The organism is Vibrio sp. 10N.261.51.F12, assembly GCF_041471725.1.
Taxonomy (GTDB): Bacteria; Pseudomonadota; Gammaproteobacteria; order Enterobacterales; family Vibrionaceae; genus Vibrio.
In genome coordinates, this window is sequence record NZ_JBFROV010000032.1 from 1 (window position 1) to 18,048 (window position 18,048).

At 42.3% G+C, this 18,048-nt stretch carries 27 protein-coding genes; 7 read left to right on the top strand and 20 right to left on the bottom strand.

Annotated features, from left to right (window positions below):
* Positions 1–40: 40 nt before the first annotated feature.
* Both tsaA and AB4405_RS17120 read right to left on the bottom strand, forming a co-directional pair.
* Entirely contained in the window at positions 41–439 is a 399-nt protein-coding gene (gene tsaA / locus AB4405_RS17115; protein WP_372061989.1) for a tRNA (N6-threonylcarbamoyladenosine(37)-N6)-methyltransferase TrmO, read from the bottom strand.
* A gap of 8 nt (positions 440–447) precedes the next feature.
* Positions 448–1,338, bottom strand: coding sequence for a DMT family transporter (locus tag AB4405_RS17120; RefSeq protein ID WP_372061991.1), 891 nt, complete (start codon positions 1,336–1,338; stop codon positions 448–450).
* Between the two features lie 105 nt (positions 1,339–1,443).
* Here AB4405_RS17120 and AB4405_RS17125 point away from each other — a divergent pair, with 105 nt between their 5' ends.
* Positions 1,444–2,052: a TetR/AcrR family transcriptional regulator gene (locus AB4405_RS17125; RefSeq protein WP_372061993.1), complete on the top strand. Its 609-nt coding sequence runs from the start codon at positions 1,444–1,446 to the stop codon at positions 2,050–2,052.
* 323 nt (positions 2,053–2,375) lie between these two features.
* Here the strand turns inward: AB4405_RS17125 and AB4405_RS17130 are convergent, their stop codons facing one another.
* A complete protein-coding gene (locus AB4405_RS17130; protein WP_372061994.1) occupies positions 2,376–3,308 on the bottom strand; it encodes an SDR family NAD(P)-dependent oxidoreductase in 933 nt (310 codons plus the stop codon).
* A 77-nt stretch (positions 3,309–3,385) separates the two neighbouring features.
* Positions 3,386–4,051, bottom strand: coding sequence for a fibrobacter succinogenes major paralogous domain-containing protein (locus tag AB4405_RS17135; RefSeq protein WP_372061995.1), 666 nt, complete (start codon positions 4,049–4,051; stop codon positions 3,386–3,388).
* Positions 4,052–4,343: 292 nt separating this feature from the next.
* Between AB4405_RS17135 and AB4405_RS17140 the strand changes: the two genes are divergently transcribed.
* A complete protein-coding gene (locus tag AB4405_RS17140) occupies positions 4,344–5,516 on the top strand; it encodes an alpha/beta hydrolase (RefSeq protein ID WP_372061997.1) in 1,173 nt (390 codons plus the stop codon).
* Between the two features lie 31 nt (positions 5,517–5,547).
* Entirely contained in the window at positions 5,548–6,465 is a 918-nt protein-coding gene (locus AB4405_RS17145; protein ID WP_372061998.1) for a helix-turn-helix domain-containing protein, read from the top strand.
* A gap of 433 nt (positions 6,466–6,898) precedes the next feature.
* Here AB4405_RS17145 and AB4405_RS17150 read toward each other — a convergent pair whose 3' ends face one another.
* The gene (locus AB4405_RS17150; protein WP_102469181.1) at positions 6,899–7,369 is read right to left on the bottom strand and encodes a pyrimidine dimer DNA glycosylase/endonuclease V; all 471 of its coding nucleotides are present in this window, start codon (positions 7,367–7,369) and stop codon (positions 6,899–6,901) included.
* Positions 7,370–7,483: 114 nt separating this feature from the next.
* Complete coding sequence (locus AB4405_RS17155; RefSeq protein WP_372061999.1) at positions 7,484–7,699, bottom strand: TIGR02450 family Trp-rich protein; 216 nt, start codon at positions 7,697–7,699, stop codon at positions 7,484–7,486.
* 284 nt (positions 7,700–7,983) lie between these two features.
* Between AB4405_RS17155 and AB4405_RS17160 the strand changes: the two genes are divergently transcribed.
* Positions 7,984–8,853, top strand: coding sequence for a polysaccharide lyase family 7 protein (locus tag AB4405_RS17160; protein ID WP_372062001.1), 870 nt, complete (start codon positions 7,984–7,986; stop codon positions 8,851–8,853).
* A 93-nt stretch (positions 8,854–8,946) separates the two neighbouring features.
* Here the strand turns inward: AB4405_RS17160 and AB4405_RS17165 are convergent, their stop codons facing one another.
* A complete protein-coding gene (locus AB4405_RS17165; protein WP_372062003.1) occupies positions 8,947–9,360 on the bottom strand; it encodes an NUDIX domain-containing protein in 414 nt (137 codons plus the stop codon).
* Between the two features lie 355 nt (positions 9,361–9,715).
* Here AB4405_RS17165 and AB4405_RS17170 point away from each other — a divergent pair, with 355 nt between their 5' ends.
* Positions 9,716–9,898 carry a hypothetical protein gene (locus AB4405_RS17170; RefSeq protein ID WP_102469184.1) on the top strand — a complete coding sequence of 61 codons (183 nt, stop codon included), beginning with the start codon at positions 9,716–9,718 and terminating at the stop codon, positions 9,896–9,898.
* A gap of 71 nt (positions 9,899–9,969) precedes the next feature.
* Here AB4405_RS17170 and AB4405_RS17175 read toward each other — a convergent pair whose 3' ends face one another.
* The 3 genes from AB4405_RS17175 to AB4405_RS17185 form a co-directional block, all read right to left on the bottom strand.
* Positions 9,970–10,305 carry a DUF4144 family protein gene (locus AB4405_RS17175; protein ID WP_372062004.1) on the bottom strand — a complete coding sequence of 112 codons (336 nt, stop codon included), beginning with the start codon at positions 10,303–10,305 and terminating at the stop codon, positions 9,970–9,972.
* 21 nt (positions 10,306–10,326) lie between these two features.
* The gene (locus tag AB4405_RS17180) at positions 10,327–10,992 is read right to left on the bottom strand and encodes a site-specific DNA-methyltransferase (RefSeq protein ID WP_372062005.1); all 666 of its coding nucleotides are present in this window, start codon (positions 10,990–10,992) and stop codon (positions 10,327–10,329) included.
* Positions 10,993–11,438: 446 nt separating this feature from the next.
* On the bottom strand, positions 11,439–11,687 hold the full coding sequence (locus AB4405_RS17185) for a DUF3297 family protein (RefSeq protein WP_102469186.1): 249 nt from the start codon (positions 11,685–11,687) through the stop codon (positions 11,439–11,441).
* A 24-nt stretch (positions 11,688–11,711) separates the two neighbouring features.
* On the opposite strand from AB4405_RS17185, the gene AB4405_RS17190 reads away from it, so the two are divergent.
* Together AB4405_RS17190 and AB4405_RS17195 are read left to right on the top strand one after the other, a co-directional pair.
* Complete coding sequence (locus tag AB4405_RS17190; protein WP_372062006.1) at positions 11,712–11,921, top strand: hypothetical protein; 210 nt, start codon at positions 11,712–11,714, stop codon at positions 11,919–11,921.
* Between the two features lie 10 nt (positions 11,922–11,931).
* Entirely contained in the window at positions 11,932–12,333 is a 402-nt protein-coding gene (locus AB4405_RS17195) for a YkgJ family cysteine cluster protein (RefSeq protein ID WP_372062007.1), read from the top strand.
* On the opposite strand, the gene AB4405_RS17200 is transcribed toward AB4405_RS17195, so the two are convergent.
* The 10 genes from AB4405_RS17200 to AB4405_RS17245 form a co-directional block, all read right to left on the bottom strand.
* Entirely contained in the window at positions 12,289–12,870 is a 582-nt protein-coding gene (locus AB4405_RS17200; RefSeq protein ID WP_372062008.1) for a nucleotidyltransferase family protein, read from the bottom strand. The two genes, AB4405_RS17195 and AB4405_RS17200, sit on opposite strands and share 45 nt — an antisense overlap.
* 98 nt (positions 12,871–12,968) lie before the next feature.
* Positions 12,969–13,361, bottom strand: a complete 393-nt coding sequence (locus tag AB4405_RS17205) for a DUF3568 domain-containing protein (RefSeq protein WP_372062010.1) — start codon at positions 13,359–13,361, stop codon at positions 12,969–12,971.
* Between the two features lie 218 nt (positions 13,362–13,579).
* Entirely contained in the window at positions 13,580–13,927 is a 348-nt protein-coding gene (locus tag AB4405_RS17210; protein WP_372062012.1) for a Fis family transcriptional regulator, read from the bottom strand.
* Positions 13,928–14,037: 110 nt separating this feature from the next.
* A complete protein-coding gene (locus AB4405_RS17215; RefSeq protein ID WP_102469192.1) occupies positions 14,038–14,391 on the bottom strand; it encodes a YkgJ family cysteine cluster protein in 354 nt (117 codons plus the stop codon).
* Positions 14,392–14,487: 96 nt separating this feature from the next.
* Positions 14,488–14,841 (bottom strand): tRNA-binding protein, encoded by a 354-nt coding sequence (locus tag AB4405_RS17220; RefSeq protein WP_372062014.1) that lies wholly within the window; start codon positions 14,839–14,841, stop codon positions 14,488–14,490.
* A 105-nt stretch (positions 14,842–14,946) separates the two neighbouring features.
* A complete protein-coding gene (locus tag AB4405_RS17225) occupies positions 14,947–15,297 on the bottom strand; it encodes a hypothetical protein (protein WP_372062016.1) in 351 nt (116 codons plus the stop codon).
* 142 nt (positions 15,298–15,439) lie between these two features.
* Complete coding sequence (locus AB4405_RS17230; protein ID WP_372062018.1) at positions 15,440–16,192, bottom strand: SDR family oxidoreductase; 753 nt, start codon at positions 16,190–16,192, stop codon at positions 15,440–15,442.
* Positions 16,193–16,304: 112 nt separating this feature from the next.
* Positions 16,305–16,754, bottom strand: a complete 450-nt coding sequence (locus AB4405_RS17235) for a GNAT family N-acetyltransferase (protein WP_372062020.1) — start codon at positions 16,752–16,754, stop codon at positions 16,305–16,307.
* A gap of 97 nt (positions 16,755–16,851) precedes the next feature.
* On the bottom strand, positions 16,852–17,268 hold the full coding sequence (locus tag AB4405_RS17240; RefSeq protein WP_372062021.1) for a VOC family protein: 417 nt from the start codon (positions 17,266–17,268) through the stop codon (positions 16,852–16,854).
* A 145-nt stretch (positions 17,269–17,413) separates the two neighbouring features.
* Positions 17,414–17,992: a DJ-1/PfpI family protein gene (locus tag AB4405_RS17245; protein WP_372062023.1), complete on the bottom strand. Its 579-nt coding sequence runs from the start codon at positions 17,990–17,992 to the stop codon at positions 17,414–17,416.
* Positions 17,993–18,048: the final 56 nt, after the last annotated feature.

Here is an 18,048-nt window from a genome sequence, read left to right on the forward strand (position 1 = left end):
TGAAGAGCGATAAGCTAAAAGCCCTCTGTCCACAAACGAGTCAGTTTACGTTTTCTCTGTAGATTGCAGGTTTAATATCAATCAGAGCTGTATTGTCTAAACAATCGAGTCCTTTCACAGTAATGATGCCATTTTGAATCGACTCTATTGGCAGCACGGCGGCACCTATCGGATTAGGCCGATGGGGAGATCGCAGCGAAAAGGTACCTTTATTAATGCCTTTTTTTCCAGCTTGAACCAGTAAATCACGCTGCGCGCCCTCTAACCAATAGAGCACAAGAATATACTCTCCTACTGCCAACCCATTTAACCCCTGTTTGTAATTGTCAGATAGCACTATTTGGCAAGTTGGGCCGTCAAATTGAATGTTATGCGGGCACTCATCAATCGAAGTATAAGGCGTTCGAATATTGCCAATGGTGATCAGTGTCGGTGTCATAAATACTCCTAATTATTTTCATTGTTGATGGTGACAAATGTATAGATGATAATGGCCACAAGAATAACAGCGCCACCTACCAAGCTTGTCAAAGCGGGGGTCTCAGCGAAGATTAAGAACGCCCACACTGGTGCTAGTACCGTTTCTAACATCAATGTCATTGATACCTCGGCGGCGGTGATATACCGGGTAGCCACCATAGACATGACTCTGCCTAATGGCGCGGTAAACAACCCCATTGCAGCCATGACCAACCATGTACTCGCACTGTAACTGCTTGGTTCAGCAAGAAATAACATGACAATGGCTAGCAAGAGGCTTCCCAAAGCAACACTCGCTAATCTGCTGACATCTTGATACTTACGCAATAAAGTAAACATGAGGGAAAGGCAGACAACAGAAAACATGGCTAGCAGGTCTCCGATTAAGTGACCTGAGCCCAATGAACCCGAGACCACAATGCCAATACCAATCATTACGGCAATAATTGCGATAATGGTTGAACGATTGGTCTTTTCCCGAAGCAATAGCCAACTTAAAATGGCGGCAATAGCGGGCGATGCACTAAGAATGACGAACGTATTAGTGATTGACGTGGTTTTAACGCTCAATACTAACCCTGTAGCACTACCTAACATTAAAAAGCTTGAAACAAGTAATGGCCATCCACTTTGTTTGACGGCTTGTTTAATACCTCTCTTATCTTTTACTTTCAGTAGAATAGACATTGATATCGCACTGAATAGACCAAACAGAAAAGCCGTGTCGTAACCACTTACCCCAGAAAACCGGATAAATATTGGATCAATACTCATCAATACAGCGCCGAGCACTGCAATCGTAAAACCCGCCGTTCGACTATTATTTGCTTGAAAAAAAGAGTGTGTTATAGGACTCATAAATGTACACCACTATAAAATCATACTCGATAGTATGATTTTATAGTGGTAGAGTGTCAACATAAATCATACTCACAAGTATGCTTTCATTATTTGGAGTAGATAATGAGCAAAATTGAACAAAACAGAGAAAAGAAGAAACAAGCCATATTAGTTGCTGCAAAAGTGAATTTTTTATCAGAGGGCTATACCGCTGCTAGCATGGATACCATTGCGGCCGAGGCGAAATTGACTAAGCAAACTCTCTATCGTTACTACCCATCTAAGTTTGAGTTGTTTCAAGCAACATTAGAGAAAATTGGTGAGAACTTTAGTGACAAATATCTACAACATTTATCCCTAGAAAATAGCCGTGATGCTTTGATAGCGTTCGCTAAAGAGTTTATGACATTTCATTTGTCAAAAGAGCATATTGCCACCCAGCGACTATTAATCTCAGAGTCGACTCAAGCTCCTGAAGTAGTGGATATATTCATGAAGACAGGGGCGGATAATACTAACCGTGTGTTGCGAGAGTTTTTTGTTGAACGGTATGATTTACCACAACCAGATTCCAAAATTCACTTGTGGATTGGAATGTTACTCGCACCACGATCAGCTGCACTACTAGGATTATCAACTTTCAACGCTGAGCAAATTAATCAGCATGCTGTGGAAGCGACGGATTTATTGTTATGCGGTCTTTCATTAGACACTACAGCCCAAACGAAATGACAACTTTGTATAGGTGATTCAAATTAAGCACTTATCTCTGCCAGCAAAATATTAATCTCGTTCTGTCCAGAGACGTATTGGCGAGCGTTGTAACTCGCCTTGCCCCATCATGGTTACGCTTCAAGCCCGAGAAATCATGTCCAAGTCTCTTTAATATAGAAAAACTAATAAGTGGCAAATAGCAGAACCAACTCATTTATCTCATTAATAGTGCTATGTCGGCCCAAAAAATCTCTATCAAGTCGATCGCTATTCAAATGATTTTATTCGGCCTTATACTTTCGGTGTTCACGCCATGGTCAACACCAAAGAAAACAATGACACTACTCTTTTAAAAACTGATTGATGACGGTATTCGCGTTGTCTTGTGCTGATTGGCTACCTATAATTTCAGGCCAGTGGTCTACCTGATTCGCCAGTGGACCTGTCAACCCTTTCTTACTTCCCCACCAAGCACCTGTCTTAAATTCATCGCTGTTTAACAGCACATCAACGTAACGTTTAGCTCCCACATCTACAGAGTGTGCCTTACCGAGCTTCTGCATAACCCACATTGCTGAATTCATGATCCATCTTTGATGCCAAGGTAGTGACGCCGTACCAGAAGTTCCACGTGCCATGCCGGGGTCAACAGTAATAAACCTTTTATCTGTATGCTCCCGTGCCATACTCATTGTCCATAATGCTCCCATGAGTTTCACAGCGCCATAAATGTCCGTATAGGTTTTGTTTTCAGCAAACTTTTCACCGTTGATCACGCTTGTCCACTCTTCAATCGAACCTTCTTTAATGGGTGGTCGACTAGCACCGACTTCAGGCGCTCCTCTCGCAGCAAAGCTTGCTACATACATAACTGATCCACCAGAGGAGAGTTTATTGTCTCTAATCAGGTGATTAGTAAAATGGACATGTCCTAAAACATTGATCGCAAAAATAAACATCACACCATCTTTAGTGAGTTGAGTTGGCGTCGTTCCTCCACCACCTCCAGCGTTTAAGATGATTGCATCTACTGGGGTATCAAGACTCTCAGCAGCTTGACGACATGACTCAACGTTTCCAACATCAACAATTAAGATCTCAAAAATCTTCTTACCTGTTGAGTCTTCTAATTGGCGAAGCGCCTCTTCAGCACGACTTTTATCACGGCATGCTAATATTATTCTCGAAATGCCGGCTTTTTCGGCCAATTGTCGTGCGGCTTCAAATCCAAGTCCGGAGTTTGCACCTGTTATTAAAACGGAAGAATAGCTCATAGTATTTACCAAAAATTAAAAGTGTCAAAATGGCGCAAGGCCATGAATTAATCGTTAATGTGTTTTGAAAACTATCCTTATATCTTTACGCACCGAACGGAAAACATGTAATCCTTGGTACTTGTAGCTCGGCGGATTTCGCCTTTATGTGCATTCCACCAAGAGTAAGCAAGGGTTCGAATAATGGCTTTTTGGTCAGTTGAAGCGCTCGCTGTCCAAAATTCAGTGTAAGCACCTTGAGTGATGTAGAACCCATTCCACTTCACTCCGGCAGGTCGAGCAAAAAATCGGTGTTTATTTACGATTGATGGGGCAAACTTCTTAAATAGGCCATCGTTTTGGGATTCTTTGAGTTGAACACCAAGGTTTTGCTTACCGCCACGCCAACCATCTTGGTTAATTTCTTCTTCGGACATGCCTATATTACGCTCTAATTGCTTCCAATCATCATCGGTTGCTACACGCCAACCAACAGGGCACAGGTTTCGCTGATCAGAAACATCATGCCAATCGTACAGCCTGCCATATTTCAATAAGTTATCTGGTTCATCTTTAGGGATAACCCCGGTTCCTACAGCAGAACCGTCTTGAAATGTGGTACTCCTAAGACCTTCTGCTAGCCAAGTTTGATCACCAATGATGACAGTACGGTAGATATTACCTTCAACATCTTGAACCGTATCTTCTAGTTGATGTAACTCTTGATTCATGTCGTTAGCTAATGAAACTGATGCGGAAACCATGCAGACTCCTATGGATAAAATGTACTTCTTCATTATTTAGCCCCTCAGTATCAACCTAATACTTAAGGCTGCTGTAAATATGTCCAAAGTGTAGCCTGTCACCCTTTCATAAACTTATACATTTCCACAATTGTTATAAGTGGCTTGTAAGTTCCATTTAATCAAAGCTTTAGTGATTTTCCTGCGATTTCAAGACTCATAACTTGTTGGGATATGAATAAGTTTTGATTGGTCGTTTCACTTAGAATTCCTTTATGCGTTGTAACTAGGAACAACAGAGGATCACCTAGCGATGAAAATCATTAAGTCTTCATTGACTTTACTTTTAGCGACTTTATTCATGATTATCGGTGGCTGTTCCAGCCACGATATCTCCCGTGAGCCACTGTATGAATCAAAGCAGTACTACAACTACTTGCAGCCGACTTTTGACCAATATGTGGAAACGACAACAGAGTGGTTAAAGGAAAATAGAACTTTTATCACTGAGCATGAGCAACAAACAACTGAGTTAGCGATGAACGCACCTTACACAAAGGGTGATCCAAACTCGAATAAAGCGATCTTGCTTGCACATGGTCTTGGTGACTCGCCTTTTAGTTTCACTGATATTTCAGATTCTCTAGCTGAGCAAGGGTTCTATGTGCAAGTTGTGTTATTGCCAGGTCACGGCAGTAACCCTAGACACATGGAAATGGTGAAATATCAAGATTGGCAAATATTGATTGATCATTATGCCCAGCAGTTAAAACAACAATACGAAGAAGTTTGGCTTGGAGGTTTCTCTACGGGTGGTAACTTAGTTTCTATTCATGCATTAGAAAAACAGGGCGTTAATGGCTTAATGTTATTTTCGCCAGGGTTTAAAACGACAACACCAATACTAGAAAAATTAACCCCATTAGCAGCAATCTTTACTGAAGGTTGGTTCACTGAAGAGAGTAACCTTGCCAAGTATAACTCTGGCCTTCTTGTCAGTGCATTAGCCTACTCAGAAAGTGCTAAGGTGTTTCGCGAAAAAGTCGCTGATCAAAAACTGGATATTCCCGTTTTGTTAGTCATATCAGAGGCTGATAGTGTGATTGATGCGAATGCTCTAAATAAATACTTTGACCGTCATTTTACTCACTCAAAAAGTAAACTGGTTTGGTATGGCCAGAACCGAGACTTTACTCTGCCAGCTAAAGTAGAAAATTACTCGATGCAAAGAGATGACCTTAGAATTAGTACTGCCTCTCACATGAGCCCTTTATTTGCCCCCGATAACAGCTACTATGGACAGTATGGGGAGAAGATAATCTGCGAAAATAGTATGAGCACTTCTGATGTAGAAGCGTGCACTCAAGGTGAGCAAACTTGGTTTTCAGCATGGGGTTACAAAGAAGCTGACCGTATTCATGCTCGTCTAACTTGGAACCCTTATTACGCCGAATTGGAAAAGACGATGAAAACTATCGCCCTATAGCTCGATTAGATAAATATTAGAGAGTAGAAAAATGACCAATACACTGCATATCACTACTATTTCGGAGCTGCATGCTGCATTAGGGCTGGATGCACCCGCTCACCCGCAGGTGAGCTTTTTCCATCCATCCCAAGTTAAGCAAGGAATTACAGAGACCGTCAAAATCTGTTTTGATCTCTATCTGATTTCTTTAAAAGATTCTGCTCATTGCACGGTTGGCTATGGTCATACAACCTATGACTTTGATATTGGGACGATGACCTTTCTTGCTCCAGGGCAGGAAGTGACTATAGAAGCAACGGAGCCGGTAGAAGACTCCTTAGGTTGGACTATTGCTTTTCATCCTCAACTGATTAAAAGGTCAGACCTTGGCAGTAAAATGTCACAATTTACCTTCTTCGAATATCAAAATAATGAAGCGTTGCATCTATCTGAGCGTGAGCGTGTGATGGTCACTGATATTGCTTCTAGCATCGGTAATGAAACTGAAATGAATATGGATAAGCATACCCAATCGTTAATATGCTCTAGCATAGAGTTGCTGTTGAAATATTGTTCAAGATTTTATGATCGCCAATTCATCGTGCGTGGGGATTTTAATCACGATTACATGAGGCGTTTTAATCAGTTCTTAGACTCATATTACCAAGGAGATAAGCCTTTTGAGCAAGGCATTCCAACCGTTCAGTACTGTGGTAAAGAGATTGGTTTGTCCCCTTATTACTTAAGTGATCTACTAAAAAAAGAAACCGGAAAGACAGCTTTAGAGCATATACACCTATTTTTAATAGAGCGAGCAAAGAGCCAGATTTTAGATACCAGCGACAGTATTACTCAAATAGCCTATGAGTTGGGATTTGAGTACCCACAAAATTTCTCAAAACTGTTCAAAGCAAAAACTGGAATAAGCCCACGGCAATTTCGAAATGACCCAACGGCAATACACTAGCAAGGTTTGGTTAGTCACTCCTAGAGCAGATGTATTTTCAATGATTCTAACATTGTTGTTACTTGTAAGTAGTAACAAGATTAAAATCAACGATTACTGTAGGCGTGCAGGTTTACTCGTCAAACAACTGACCCTACGATTCAATGGTTAGGGCACGTTATCTGTCGGCTAGCGCATCATTAATCAGGGCTGGTCGTATTATGAACCAATTTTGGTGTCATTCATTGGTATTTAAGTCAGTCACACGCTGATGAAGATCCTCGTTTGCACAAGGATGACGGCCTAATTTGGATGGTTTGAAGAGCGGTAAGCAACACCGAAAGGGGAAAAACAGTCTAGATCACCTGCCCGCTTAACTTGATACAGCGCTAAAACGATCAATCTTTACTGGAACCAAACAAACGTTATTGTCCTCCGACAAATTCGCATATATTCACTCCCCAAGAAACCATTGAGGTGGCGTACGTTTTGTCCACTTTGCAAATCTCGCCTTATCTCCCAAATAAAAATTACGATACGCTTGTACGGGATCATCAATCACCTTGTAAGCATCAGGCATCGCTTGAGGAAAAGGGGTTAACCCAACAGCAGGGAAAGAGAATGCCGATATTTGGCTCAACACACTCATCGACTTATGGTCCACATCTTTATTGTACCGGAATCGATACTCATCATTCAGTGCAACGGTCAGTGATTTCAACCATAAGAAGTTGTCATAAGAAGCCTCAACCCACAGTACACTGGGATGTTTAACGTGAGTCGACTTGTACGGCGTCTCAAAGCCTTTCTTATTTAAAGCAGTACACAGGATTTGTACACTTTCTAAAATCATTTTAATGACATGCTGATCGCAATGATAGCGAGCACACCGGCTGACGTTTTCGTCTAGAACAAAAATGTTCATCTTTATCCCTCTTTCCCTAATATATCAATATCAGTATGATCCTTAACCGAACCGTTCCGCATTAATCACTAATACAAGACCAGCATTTTTTTTATACCCAACCCAGCATACTGTTTACTTCCAACCCAACATCCAAGAGTCCTGATCTTTCAATTCTCGCCAATCAATCGAAGCTAACCTTTTCGTCATCACCGCTTCGATGGCGCAGTGCACCACGACCCCTTCTTCAACTTCTAGTTCAGTCACCATAAAGTGCTTTTCTCGGTTGATTGGATTCAATGCAGTCCATTTACTATGCAATAATTTCTTGGGATTAATCTTATTGTTCATTACTTTATAGACCTCACAAACAAAGTTATATATCATCTTGATGGCTATACACCCTACTTTTACGATCCTCCTTTCGTTATTGTTCACATTAATTTGTATTTTTATTCGTCTATTCTGAAAAGCATAAAACCAGCAAATAGGTAAGTCATAATTCATGCAAGAATGTTGGTTACTGTCAGACTGTGAGCCAAGCTAAATATCAGCTTTGTCTTGATTATATTATTATTGACTTATTGTATGGCAATTGACATATACTCTCGAAAAAACACAAGGGTATAACTGAAATGACCATTAAGAAATCAACGACACTCGGCCTTATCGGCTCTATTTGTATCGCGGGGAATGCTTACGCGCAGCTAGACATGAATGATGCATCAGAAAATCGAGGCATCCCTGCCGAGTACTCGCAATTTCAATCAATCCTAGCCGTATCTAAATTACAAATATCCGAGCCTCATGGTAAAAAAGGCAATCAGATTCAAGTCGCAGAAGACAGCAACTTTTCGAACATAGTTAATCAATATTTCTACGTTGATAAAGAAAGTGAAGCGTTCGTATTTAAAATGTTTGGTGATCATCGCCGAGCAGAGCTTAGAGTTCATGAAAATTTTCGCAGTGATCTGCCAAACACATTTTATCGCCTAAGCGCGAGCTTCAAACCTGTTGCTCCACAAGAGTCGATGAAAGATTCTGATATTACACAAAATGAAATCACGTATTTGCAAGTACACAACAAAGGTATGAATGACAATGGCGACGGTGGTATTCCCCACCCACTACTCCGCGTCGTTTGGAAACAAGATGCAAATGGTGTCATGGGACATTACTGGGCCATCATCAAAGCAAATAGTCTGATTTGTAAGGGAGAAAGAGGCGCCGACAACATTGGCAAAGACGCATGCAAACCACAAAAAGCTTACAAGCATTATGATTTAGGGATCGCAAGCGAGGAAAATGACACCGCATTTGATGTAATCGTTGGTAATCAAAAACTCGTTATTAACGTTGATGGTAAACAACAAGTAGACCATGACATATCATACTGGAAGCCCCTACTAAGCTATTATAAAGCTGGAGTTTACAACCAGTTTTCTAATGGAGAGAGTCACGCTGAGTTCTCTAAACTCGAGTACTCTGTCGATCAAATTAAATAGTTTTAGTACGAAAAGCTAACGCAAGGCGATGAATCTTTACGTACCGGACTTGCGAAAATCGCCGTCGACTACGCTGTCGACGGCAATGAGAGACTATGGCCGTTCTTTTGGTATCAGACCTTTCGTGACCAACCACTCCAACGTAACCATGGTAGCCAGTGAACAAATGGCTTTATCCGTTATATCAACATATCGAAACTCTTCAATTTCCATTGCCGGTTGCAATGCGCCAGTAAAGTCAGAGTAATAACAGGTCAGCTGCACTGTTACCCCCTTCGCTTTCCCATCCGCTTGGGCACTAAACGTCCCAGCATAACTTAACGATTGCGGGGTTAATTCCACCGAGAGTTCTTCTTGGATTTCGCGAATCAGGGCTTGCTCGTCCGTTTCTCCTTGTTCACGTTTACCACCGGGCAGATAAAACAAATGTTTACCTTTTGAGCGAACCGTTAGTAATTTTCCATCTTGAATATACACCCAAGCTAATTTATCAATCATGTTGTTCATTTATTCCCTCTGTCTAATTTGTAACCACGAGCATAATTTGCAGCCATGAATATACTATGCACCTTAAATAGCGAATTAACGCGATGGGCATCAGCGGACTGGCGATTAACAACTCCTGCTCGGATTAAAAACACCCACTCGGATTAAAAATACGCACTAAGGTTAACAATACGTACGGGCTGCTAACGCCATATCATCACCAGCGTACACTCATAAGACGACTCAGCTCTCATTTTTGACCATAATCCCATACTACTTATGGGGAATAAAACCACCTAGATTGATCTACATCATGTTTACTTATGTCACTTTTACGTTAAGTTAATGTTAACCAAAGGCTTGAGAGGTAGATAAAATGGAATTAAAAAAAGACACCAGATGTTACACGGATGTATGCGTCAACGGAAAGTGGTTTCACTACGACCACTGCACCACTCAAGCTTATATGCTGAAAGGAGGTGCATCCTGTGGCGTTGAACTCTCTAAGGTACCATCTACTGAGCACGAACTAATTGAAATGCTAACCCTGCACTTCTAATGTACCTGCACATTTAATGTAAAAGAGAGCTCGCCTTTAAGTGTACTGGCACGGTGAGCTTTCTTATTGCTTTAGCGCTCAAATGACAATGAGGTGATAGCATCAAAAATCGATGGAAACTGAATTTTTGTTAGACACATCTCTGCAAGACAAAACTCATGAGCCTGAATGAGCTGGGTCACCTCTTCCAACGATACCGTTTGATTGCACTTTTGAAGCGCAACAGAATCTGGGCTAGAGTTAGAATTCGATGCGCACAACGTGAAACACGCTCCCACTGAATCGACAACCACATCATCATCGCTCCAAATAAGATCGCGACTCTCCATAAAAAAATGTGGCTCAGAAGCGAGATAAATCAGCTCATCATCACCCTCTAGTTTTAATAGGCACGGCCATTGAATCATGACTTCACTCTTATCCTATGACTAAGCATCTTGCATTGCGACTCGGTTAAGAAAATGCTCATGAGCCGAGTCGGAAATATCATTTCCATACGCCTTTCGCTTTAGATTGTTAGCGGCAATAAGCGTCGCCCCTGAGCCAAAAAAGGGATCCACCACCAACTCGTTTTCATTCGAACTTTGAGAGATGAGCGTCTCCATCAAAGGGACTGGCTTTTCGGTTGGGTAACCCCGATATACACGCTTATGGGTCAGAATATCTGGGATACCGAGGTCGTTAAGCTTTCGTTTCCCTTTTTCAAAGAAAAGAATGTACTCATGGCGAGCACGATAGTGATACCCCATACCGATACTCACTTTATCCCAAATAATCGGCTTCCAAAATTTAAACCCCGCTTGCTCGGCCAGTGGCTTGATTAGGAACATGGTTTCCTGGTCGCAGAATAAGTAAAAGTGGGCGTTTTTCTTAAGAACGCGATAGATCTGCGCAATTAAACTCTCAAAGCGTTCATTCTCAAAGATCTCAAACCACTGATTGCTCGACGACTTACTGACTTTTAACCGAGTCGTTGTCCCTATCTTACGGTGCTTTTCCAATGACTCATAAGGTGGGTCGGTGATGAGGAGATCAACACTTGTATCGGGGAGCGTGGATAGCCATTCTACGGCGTCATATTTATGTACTTGCATATAAACCCTTGTCGCCAGCAAACCCATTAATTATCAAAGAGCAAAGGCTACACTGTTCTTTAAAATGCGGCAATAAAACTAGGACGTTAACTATCACCTAGGTGCGAACGTTCACCTTAGCCGTGAGCATTTTTCTTGGCCGTAAATACTTATCTTGGCGGTAAATATTTATCGCCGAGAGAGACAATTATAGTCGAGGGAAACATTTATCTTCGAGGTAAACATTTATCTTCAAGGTAAAAATGGCTTTTGACGTTAGGCTTTTAAAGTTTCGAGGAGGCACACTAACCGCGGGGTATAGAGCGATAGATAGAAATAGATATATAAAGAGAGATAGATAGGTAGAGCTAAAAGACAATGGACAAGAAAAGCATGATGACAACGTAATAACGCCAACCTGACAGCGACGGTTCACTGACAAGCTAGCGTTGTTTCATCAATACGCGTTACTTATAAAAAGCTTCTACTGTGCCTTTTAGCGTAATTAACATTGGCTGACCCCAACGATCAAGCGCTTTCGGTGAAGGGATTTTTACCCAACCTTCACTGATGCAGTACTCTTCTACATCAAAACGCTCTTTGCCGTTAAGTCGAATACCAATCGCATATTCGAAGATTTCTGCCACATGGTGAGGGCTGCGAGGATTACCTGCTAAGCGATCCGGTAGAGTTGGTTGAGATTTAGAATCGTTCATATTGGTGACCTATAGAAAACAAAAGTGCCGTATCTTAGACAATATACGCCCAATGCTCAAGGTCTCACGCCAGAAATCCACTCTGAGGATGCGGTATTGAGCAAACAACCTGAACACACGGTCCAAACATTGAGTTTGCCGCCTTTTCAAGGTGCCCGTGGTTTTAAGCTCACAAACCTAATCAACGGCCCAAGCAACATCAATGCTACAATGAAAAAGCGCTCATCCAACTAATTGGCCAACGATGAAAGAATGTAATCAATGCGGTAAATGTTGCATCAAATACGGCGGCGGTGACTTAGCAGCTAATCAAGATGAGATTGACCTATGGGAATTGTTTAATCCCGATATCTTCGAATACGTGAAAAACAACGAGATATGGTTTGATCCTGAATCTGGCCAGAAACTGGATCGTTGTCCTTTCCTCAGTGTTGCGGCCAAACCGTCTCCTCAAGAGCCAGACAGGTACCTATGCAGTATCTATTTAGATCGACCCGAAGATTGCCGGCATTATCCGAGCTTAATCGATGAAATGGTTCGTGACGAGTGTGAGATGATTGAAGTCGTTGATTTAGGCAATCCAAAACAAGCCCAAAAAAGATTAGATTTCCTGATGAGATACAGCAGGCCCGCCCACTACTCGTAACATTGGCCAAATCGTTAGCCAGTTTTTGGTATGGATGCGCTGCTCAAAAACGTCTCTTGATCGCTTAGGGTTAGGCGTTATTTGAAGATTAAACAGTGAATCAAACCCAAATGCTGAGATACATTCAAACTTATTCGCCCCAACCTGCCTGATCCCAACGGCAGTTTCTTTTTCTGGCCAATAACTCATAGCATCAACCGTACTGAGATAAGGCATGTCACCATTGCGTACATGCATTAACGCTTGGTTTCTCACCTGCCAATTGAGCTCTGGCATCATGCAACGAAGTTGCTCTTCATACTCTTGATGTTTGTTAGCCGCTTGATATCTGTTGGCGGTATGTTCATTAGGATCGAAATAGATGACATCAACGTCATTCAATACTGTCGGATGCTGTTTTGAGTGTAAATGGTCCCAGACCAAATTTCTCACAAAACCGGCTGATAGATAACACTGTGGAAGGTTAAGCTGAAAAACACAGTGTAGTGCTTTAGACCTCAAGGCATCTTGCTTGATAAGCTGAATAATGTTGCTCATTACTTCCCTAAATAGGCACAGTCAAAACCACTCCATTGACCACACTACACTAGGCCTTAGTGAGTCATCCTCAATAGCTCTCAAAGGCAGCGTTAATACTACTCGCTTAGTTCACACTTCACCTGTAACTCTTCACAGATTTTCAATACGCCAGATAAAGGATTCGCCCCATCCGTTTCCGTTATATCAGAGGTGATCGTTAACTTCGACAACGTTGCACTCACTGCAGCAACCTTTAAGCTTCCGCTGTTCTCGCTTTGACGTAAATCAAGCATTCGCATTGTGTCATCTTGTTGAATAATAGAGACCGCCGGATTGTTACTGACCGTATCAATCGCGACTTGATACACCTTGTCTGCTGGAGCTTGAATATCAACCGAAGCGACTTCATGATTTTGGCTTTTGTAATACACAATTGCCCCCACCGTTGCAACACCTGCACAACCGCTAAGAAAAACGGTGGTTAGTAGTAACATCACAATTTTTTTCATTTATTCATCCTTAAATATCCTGAAGCAAACGTAAATGGCTCATCTCATCATTAAATCAGTACAGCAGCATTACATCCAAGTTTTAAGTCTTGGCCGTTAACTAGCACCTAGCACCTAGCACCTAGCACCTAGCACCCAAACCTAACATTCATAAACCTAGTCTATCAACGATGCCCAAGCAAACTAAAGCATGGGGCCAGATACCATACCTGCTGATGTCACAGACTCTTCAATCGCTTTGACCAGTTACCTTGGTGTTGAGAATTACAGCGCTCTTCTGAATCATAAATAATATGCTCAGAGGCACGTTTAAACTGAATCCCCAACGCCTCACATCTTTTTTGAATTAACGAGGTCAACGCGCTCGCACTCTGACTAGAAGTAAACTGAGATAACTCATCATTCGTATCAAAAACACAAGCAATCTTTAAACTACTAGGAAAGTTGGAGTAATTAGCGGTGTGCGTTAACCACGCAAATCCATCAGTGCGATCAAGCTCCGTCTCACAAATTTCCGTCAACATCACTCTCAGTTGATTGTCGATTTTCTTATCATTTTTACGCATGTACTACCTAATCTTTAACGCCTAACTGAAGCCAACGATCGCTGAAAACATCCTGTATGGCCTCTGTCACTTGTCTTGTAACGTCATCCCAAAAGTAGTTAACCGCTGCCTTATACCAGTACTTGACGAGTATTTTTGATGAAGTGATGGATTTGACGCTCAGTTTTTGAGTCAATCATTTCTTCTGGTCGACAGCCGTTTGGACACGGCATATTCGGCGTGGTGCCAAACAGTCTGCAGATCAAAGGGCGCTCATCATATACAGTGCATCCTTTCGGTCCTAAGTGTACACAGTCGAAGTTGTTTAGTGCTTCATCATGCTCCGCGTCGGTTTTACGTGGTAAGCGAGACATTTCTTCTGACGATGTCGTCACTGGTCCGCAACAGTCGTGACAGCCAGGCGTACACTCGAACGATGGCACGCGCTCACGCAACATTGCGATGATTTCTCGATTGTTGTTCATAAATACTTAGCTTTCATTAAATTCAACGGCATTATAAGGTGATCAACGTCGCTTTGAAAGGCACGAAAGTACGAATGCTCGACTGCCATAATGCGTCTACCCTGCACGACTGCCGTTTGGTACGTCGCGCTCCGGCATGGCAAGACACGGGTTTATTTTATCTTCATAGCCAATATCAAATAGCATACCTTGTGATATCTCTCCGGCCATTTTTCTGTCCGGTAGGTTCACAACAAACAACGCTTGCTTTCCTTCAATTTCAGCTGGGTTATCTCGTTCTTGCTTTATACCTGACAAGATTGAACGAGTGTGGTCGCCAAAATCAACGGTAAGTTTCATAAGCTTGTCGGATTTAGCCACGTCAGAAACTTTTGTAATGGTTCCCACTCGAATATCCAACTTAGCAAAGTCTTCAAACGTGATTAACTCCTTAATCGGTGCTGGTTTCATTATTGACTCCTGGTCATTGTTTTATGTTTATATGTTTACGTCGCTCACAATCTTACAGTGATGTACTCGCCCAATAACTGGTCATACATACCGTTGTTACCGCCGTTATAAAAACTGTATCACCAGACAGCTAATGAACGCTGGCACTCCCGCAATAAAAAACACTAAGCCTGTTTGATAATTTTGTCGATAATGCGTCTGTTGTTCTTGCTTATAATCATGTTGTTTGATCATTTTAAACACCTTGTCTGAGATAGGGTCGTCCACTAGAGCTGTTTTACCGTGCACGCCCCCCTCCCACATAAGCTTTGCCAGTATCCAAATGACGATAACAACAAAGAATAAGAAATCAACGATCTCTGTGGTTTGAAAAAATGGGATGTATTGAGACAAACACAGTACGACTAATGCCGCACAACCATTTATTAATATGATGTTTTTAAGTAAATGAACCAACTTGTCCTCCTTAATACAAAGCAATATAACGGTCTAAAAAGAGGACACGCCAACATGCCCCATAAGCCGTCAGTCCCATTAAGCGGTCAGTCCCATCAAGCAGGAAAGTCAAAGAGCCATCTCTCGACTGGTTGACTTTCAATCACAAACCGCCGGTTAAATCTAAAAAGTTTCCAGTTGCAAAAGTAGACTTGTCCGACGCAAGCCAATAAATAGCTTCGGCGACTTCCTCTGGCTGACCGCCTCGCTTGAGCGGAATACTACTGGAGAGTCTGGCGACTCGCTCAGGCTCTCCGCCATCAGCGTGCATCTCCGTATGGATCAACCCAGGACGTACACAGTTCACTCGAATGCCCTCACCTGCAACTTCTAATGATAATCCTTTAGTTAAGGTATCGACCGCGCCTTTTGACGCTGCGTAATCAATATACTCATTGGGAGAGCCAGAGCGTGATGCACCAGAAGAGACATTAATAATACCGCCTCCTACACCACCATAACGAGTAGACATCCGTTTTACTGCTTCCCTACAACATAAAAAATAGCTAGTAACATTATTTGCCAGGATTGAATTAATTCTGTCTGCTGTCATCTCCTCTAGGCGTGATTGCGGTTTCAATATACCCGCATTGTTCACCAAAACAGAAAGCGGCCCTAGCGCTTTATCCACGGTAGAGAACAGCCGAGTGACATCGTTTTCATTAGATACATCCGCTTGAACGGTAATGCACTTCCCGCCATCGGCGGTTATCTTGGCGGCTAATTCATTCGCTGATTTCGCATTAGATTTATAGTTAATACACACCGCATAACCTTTACGCGCGAATAATGCCGCGGTGGCCGCTCCAATTCCTCTGCCAGCACCGGTAATAATGACTACTTTTTTATGGCTCAAAATACATCCTTATATGGATTGGAATGAATTTATAACGCTCATCAACGTAATATAGAAAGTATGTTTAAACGGTTAGCTACCCATTTAGACATAGCGTTGTGTCTACATAGTGTTATAGCGCTAAGTCAATGGACAATGAAACAAAGTTTTTCTCACTATTATCAATAATCCGATAACCCAGGTTTTGATAAAATGACAACGCGCTTCCATTGCCTCTAAAACTTGAAAGTGTGACATTCTTTCTGTGCTGAGATAAAGCAATAGCATGTATCGCGTGCATAGCTTTACTACCTATCCCGTTGCCGCGATACCGTGCATCAATAATAAGTAGGTGTACATGAAGCGAATTATCATAGGGTTTAAAACACACTAATCCGACTTGCTGGTCACCCACTTCGATCCAATAGAACCAATCATGCTGGTATTCTGTTTCTAATCGCCGACGTTGAAAGTGGTCGTCCCACCCAAATACCGCGTCCACATGGTGAAATAATCCATTTTTCACGGTGCTGAATATAGAATCAAAATCGGCTTCTGATATTGATCTAAATGTTATTTCCATAAACAGGTTCCAACCCGCTGAAGGGCACGACAAACACTAAAATGCAGTAACATTGATGACGGTTTGTATTCATCAATGTCACTACGACGTGGCCTTGCTATCTTTTAGCCATTGGATGCTCAGGGTTTAGCTGAAGGAGGTCCCAAAGGTTTCCATACAAATCCTCAAACACCGCCACAGTGCCGTAATCTTGCTCCTTTGGCTCGCGGACGAAGTTAATGCCAATGGACTTCATATGTTCATAGTCGCGCCAAAAATCGTCTGTATTTAAGAAAATAAATACCCGTCCACCCGCTTGATTACCAATAAAGTCGTGCTGTTCAGGTTTAGAGGCCTTAGCGAGCAATAACGTGACACCCTGTGAATTTGGCGGCGCCACCACAACCCAACGCTTGTCTTGTTCTGGTTGATACGTATCCTCAATCAGTTCAAATTTTAGTTTGTTGACATAGAAATCTATCGCCTCGTCGTAGTCTTTGACGACAAGCGCAATATGGACAATGTTTTGCTTCATTTTATTCCCTATTACGACAATGTTTTTGATGACAGAATCGTCTCTCAACCGATGGTGTAATGCAACCTAAAGCCATGGTTGCGGGCGTCGACACTAAAACCAGAACTGGAATAACACAAAACATGTCGGCTATATCGACTGATCATTATTGACACGGTTGCCAGTGGTAATCCATTTGACGCGCCACCCGCTCCGCAAGATCCTGACTCCGCAGTTCCGAGACCAAATATAAACTCATATCAATACCTGCCGAAATACCACCTGAGGTCGTGTACTTGCCAGACGTCACCCAGCGTTTGTCATCAATAACAAGCAGTTCAGGAAAAGCTTGTTTTAAATCCGGGATGTCTTCCCAATGCGTCGTGACAGTTAGGCCATTGAGCAACCCAGCATTGGCCAATAGAAACGCCCCCGTACACACGGAAACCACGCGCTCTGCTCGCGTATCGACGGTGCTCAACCAACTTAGTATATGTGACTTGCTCATCTCTTTAGTATGTACACCGCCAACCACTATTAATAGGTCAATAGCCGGATGGTTATGGATGGAATAGTGAGGCAGGATATTGAAACCACCCCGCGCCGAGACTGGCTCCAAGGTCTCAGACACCAAAAACACATTCCATCGTGCTGCATCCAATCGTTTGGCAGTGCTAAACACCTCAAAGGGGCCAGAGAAATCAAGGACCTCGGCGTCGTCGTAGATATAAATACCAATATTCATCGTACCTCCATGTTTTTACGCGTGTTTAAGGTTTCCTATCTAATATCTAATATCTA

Excerpts from the sequence above, each read along its gene's own strand:
- AB4405_RS17175 (WP_372062004.1), bottom strand. The coding sequence starts at position 10,305 with ATGATTCAATGGCCGTGCCTATTAAAACTAGAGGGTGATGATGAGCTG.
- AB4405_RS17195 (WP_372062007.1), top strand. The coding sequence starts at position 11,932 with ATGAAAGAATGTAATCAATGCGGTAAATGTTGCATCAAATACGGCGGC.
- AB4405_RS17170 (WP_102469184.1), top strand. The coding sequence starts at position 9,716 with ATGGAATTAAAAAAAGACACCAGATGTTACACGGATGTATGCGTCAAC.
- AB4405_RS17145 (WP_372061998.1), top strand. The coding sequence starts at position 5,548 with ATGACCAATACACTGCATATCACTACTATTTCGGAGCTGCATGCTGCA.
- AB4405_RS17215 (WP_102469192.1), bottom strand. The coding sequence starts at position 14,391 with ATGAACAACAATCGAGAAATCATCGCAATGTTGCGTGAGCGCGTGCCA.
- AB4405_RS17155 (WP_372061999.1), bottom strand. The coding sequence starts at position 7,699 with ATGAACAATAAGATTAATCCCAAGAAATTATTGCATAGTAAATGGACT.
- AB4405_RS17180 (WP_372062005.1), bottom strand. The coding sequence starts at position 10,992 with ATGCAAGTACATAAATATGACGCCGTAGAATGGCTATCCACGCTCCCC.
- tsaA (WP_372061989.1), bottom strand. The coding sequence starts at position 439 with ATGACACCGACACTGATCACCATTGGCAATATTCGAACGCCTTATACT.
- AB4405_RS17185 (WP_102469186.1), bottom strand. The coding sequence starts at position 11,687 with ATGAACGATTCTAAATCTCAACCAACTCTACCGGATCGCTTAGCAGGT.
- AB4405_RS17245 (WP_372062023.1), bottom strand. The coding sequence starts at position 17,992 with ATGAATATTGGTATTTATATCTACGACGACGCCGAGGTCCTTGATTTC.
- AB4405_RS17235 (WP_372062020.1), bottom strand. The coding sequence starts at position 16,754 with ATGGAAATAACATTTAGATCAATATCAGAAGCCGATTTTGATTCTATA.
- AB4405_RS17160 (WP_372062001.1), top strand. The coding sequence starts at position 7,984 with ATGACCATTAAGAAATCAACGACACTCGGCCTTATCGGCTCTATTTGT.
- AB4405_RS17135 (WP_372061995.1), bottom strand. The coding sequence starts at position 4,051 with ATGGTTTCCGCATCAGTTTCATTAGCTAACGACATGAATCAAGAGTTA.
- AB4405_RS17220 (WP_372062014.1), bottom strand. The coding sequence starts at position 14,841 with ATGAAACCAGCACCGATTAAGGAGTTAATCACGTTTGAAGACTTTGCT.
- AB4405_RS17120 (WP_372061991.1), bottom strand. The coding sequence starts at position 1,338 with ATGAGTCCTATAACACACTCTTTTTTTCAAGCAAATAATAGTCGAACG.
- AB4405_RS17240 (WP_372062021.1), bottom strand. The coding sequence starts at position 17,268 with ATGAAGCAAAACATTGTCCATATTGCGCTTGTCGTCAAAGACTACGAC.
- AB4405_RS17150 (WP_102469181.1), bottom strand. The coding sequence starts at position 7,369 with ATGAACATTTTTGTTCTAGACGAAAACGTCAGCCGGTGTGCTCGCTAT.
- AB4405_RS17140 (WP_372061997.1), top strand. The coding sequence starts at position 4,344 with ATGAAAATCATTAAGTCTTCATTGACTTTACTTTTAGCGACTTTATTC.
- AB4405_RS17125 (WP_372061993.1), top strand. The coding sequence starts at position 1,444 with ATGAGCAAAATTGAACAAAACAGAGAAAAGAAGAAACAAGCCATATTA.
- AB4405_RS17205 (WP_372062010.1), bottom strand. The coding sequence starts at position 13,361 with ATGAAAAAAATTGTGATGTTACTACTAACCACCGTTTTTCTTAGCGGT.
- AB4405_RS17200 (WP_372062008.1), bottom strand. The coding sequence starts at position 12,870 with ATGAGCAACATTATTCAGCTTATCAAGCAAGATGCCTTGAGGTCTAAA.
- AB4405_RS17165 (WP_372062003.1), bottom strand. The coding sequence starts at position 9,360 with ATGAACAACATGATTGATAAATTAGCTTGGGTGTATATTCAAGATGGA.
- AB4405_RS17210 (WP_372062012.1), bottom strand. The coding sequence starts at position 13,927 with ATGCGTAAAAATGATAAGAAAATCGACAATCAACTGAGAGTGATGTTG.
- AB4405_RS17130 (WP_372061994.1), bottom strand. The coding sequence starts at position 3,308 with ATGAGCTATTCTTCCGTTTTAATAACAGGTGCAAACTCCGGACTTGGA.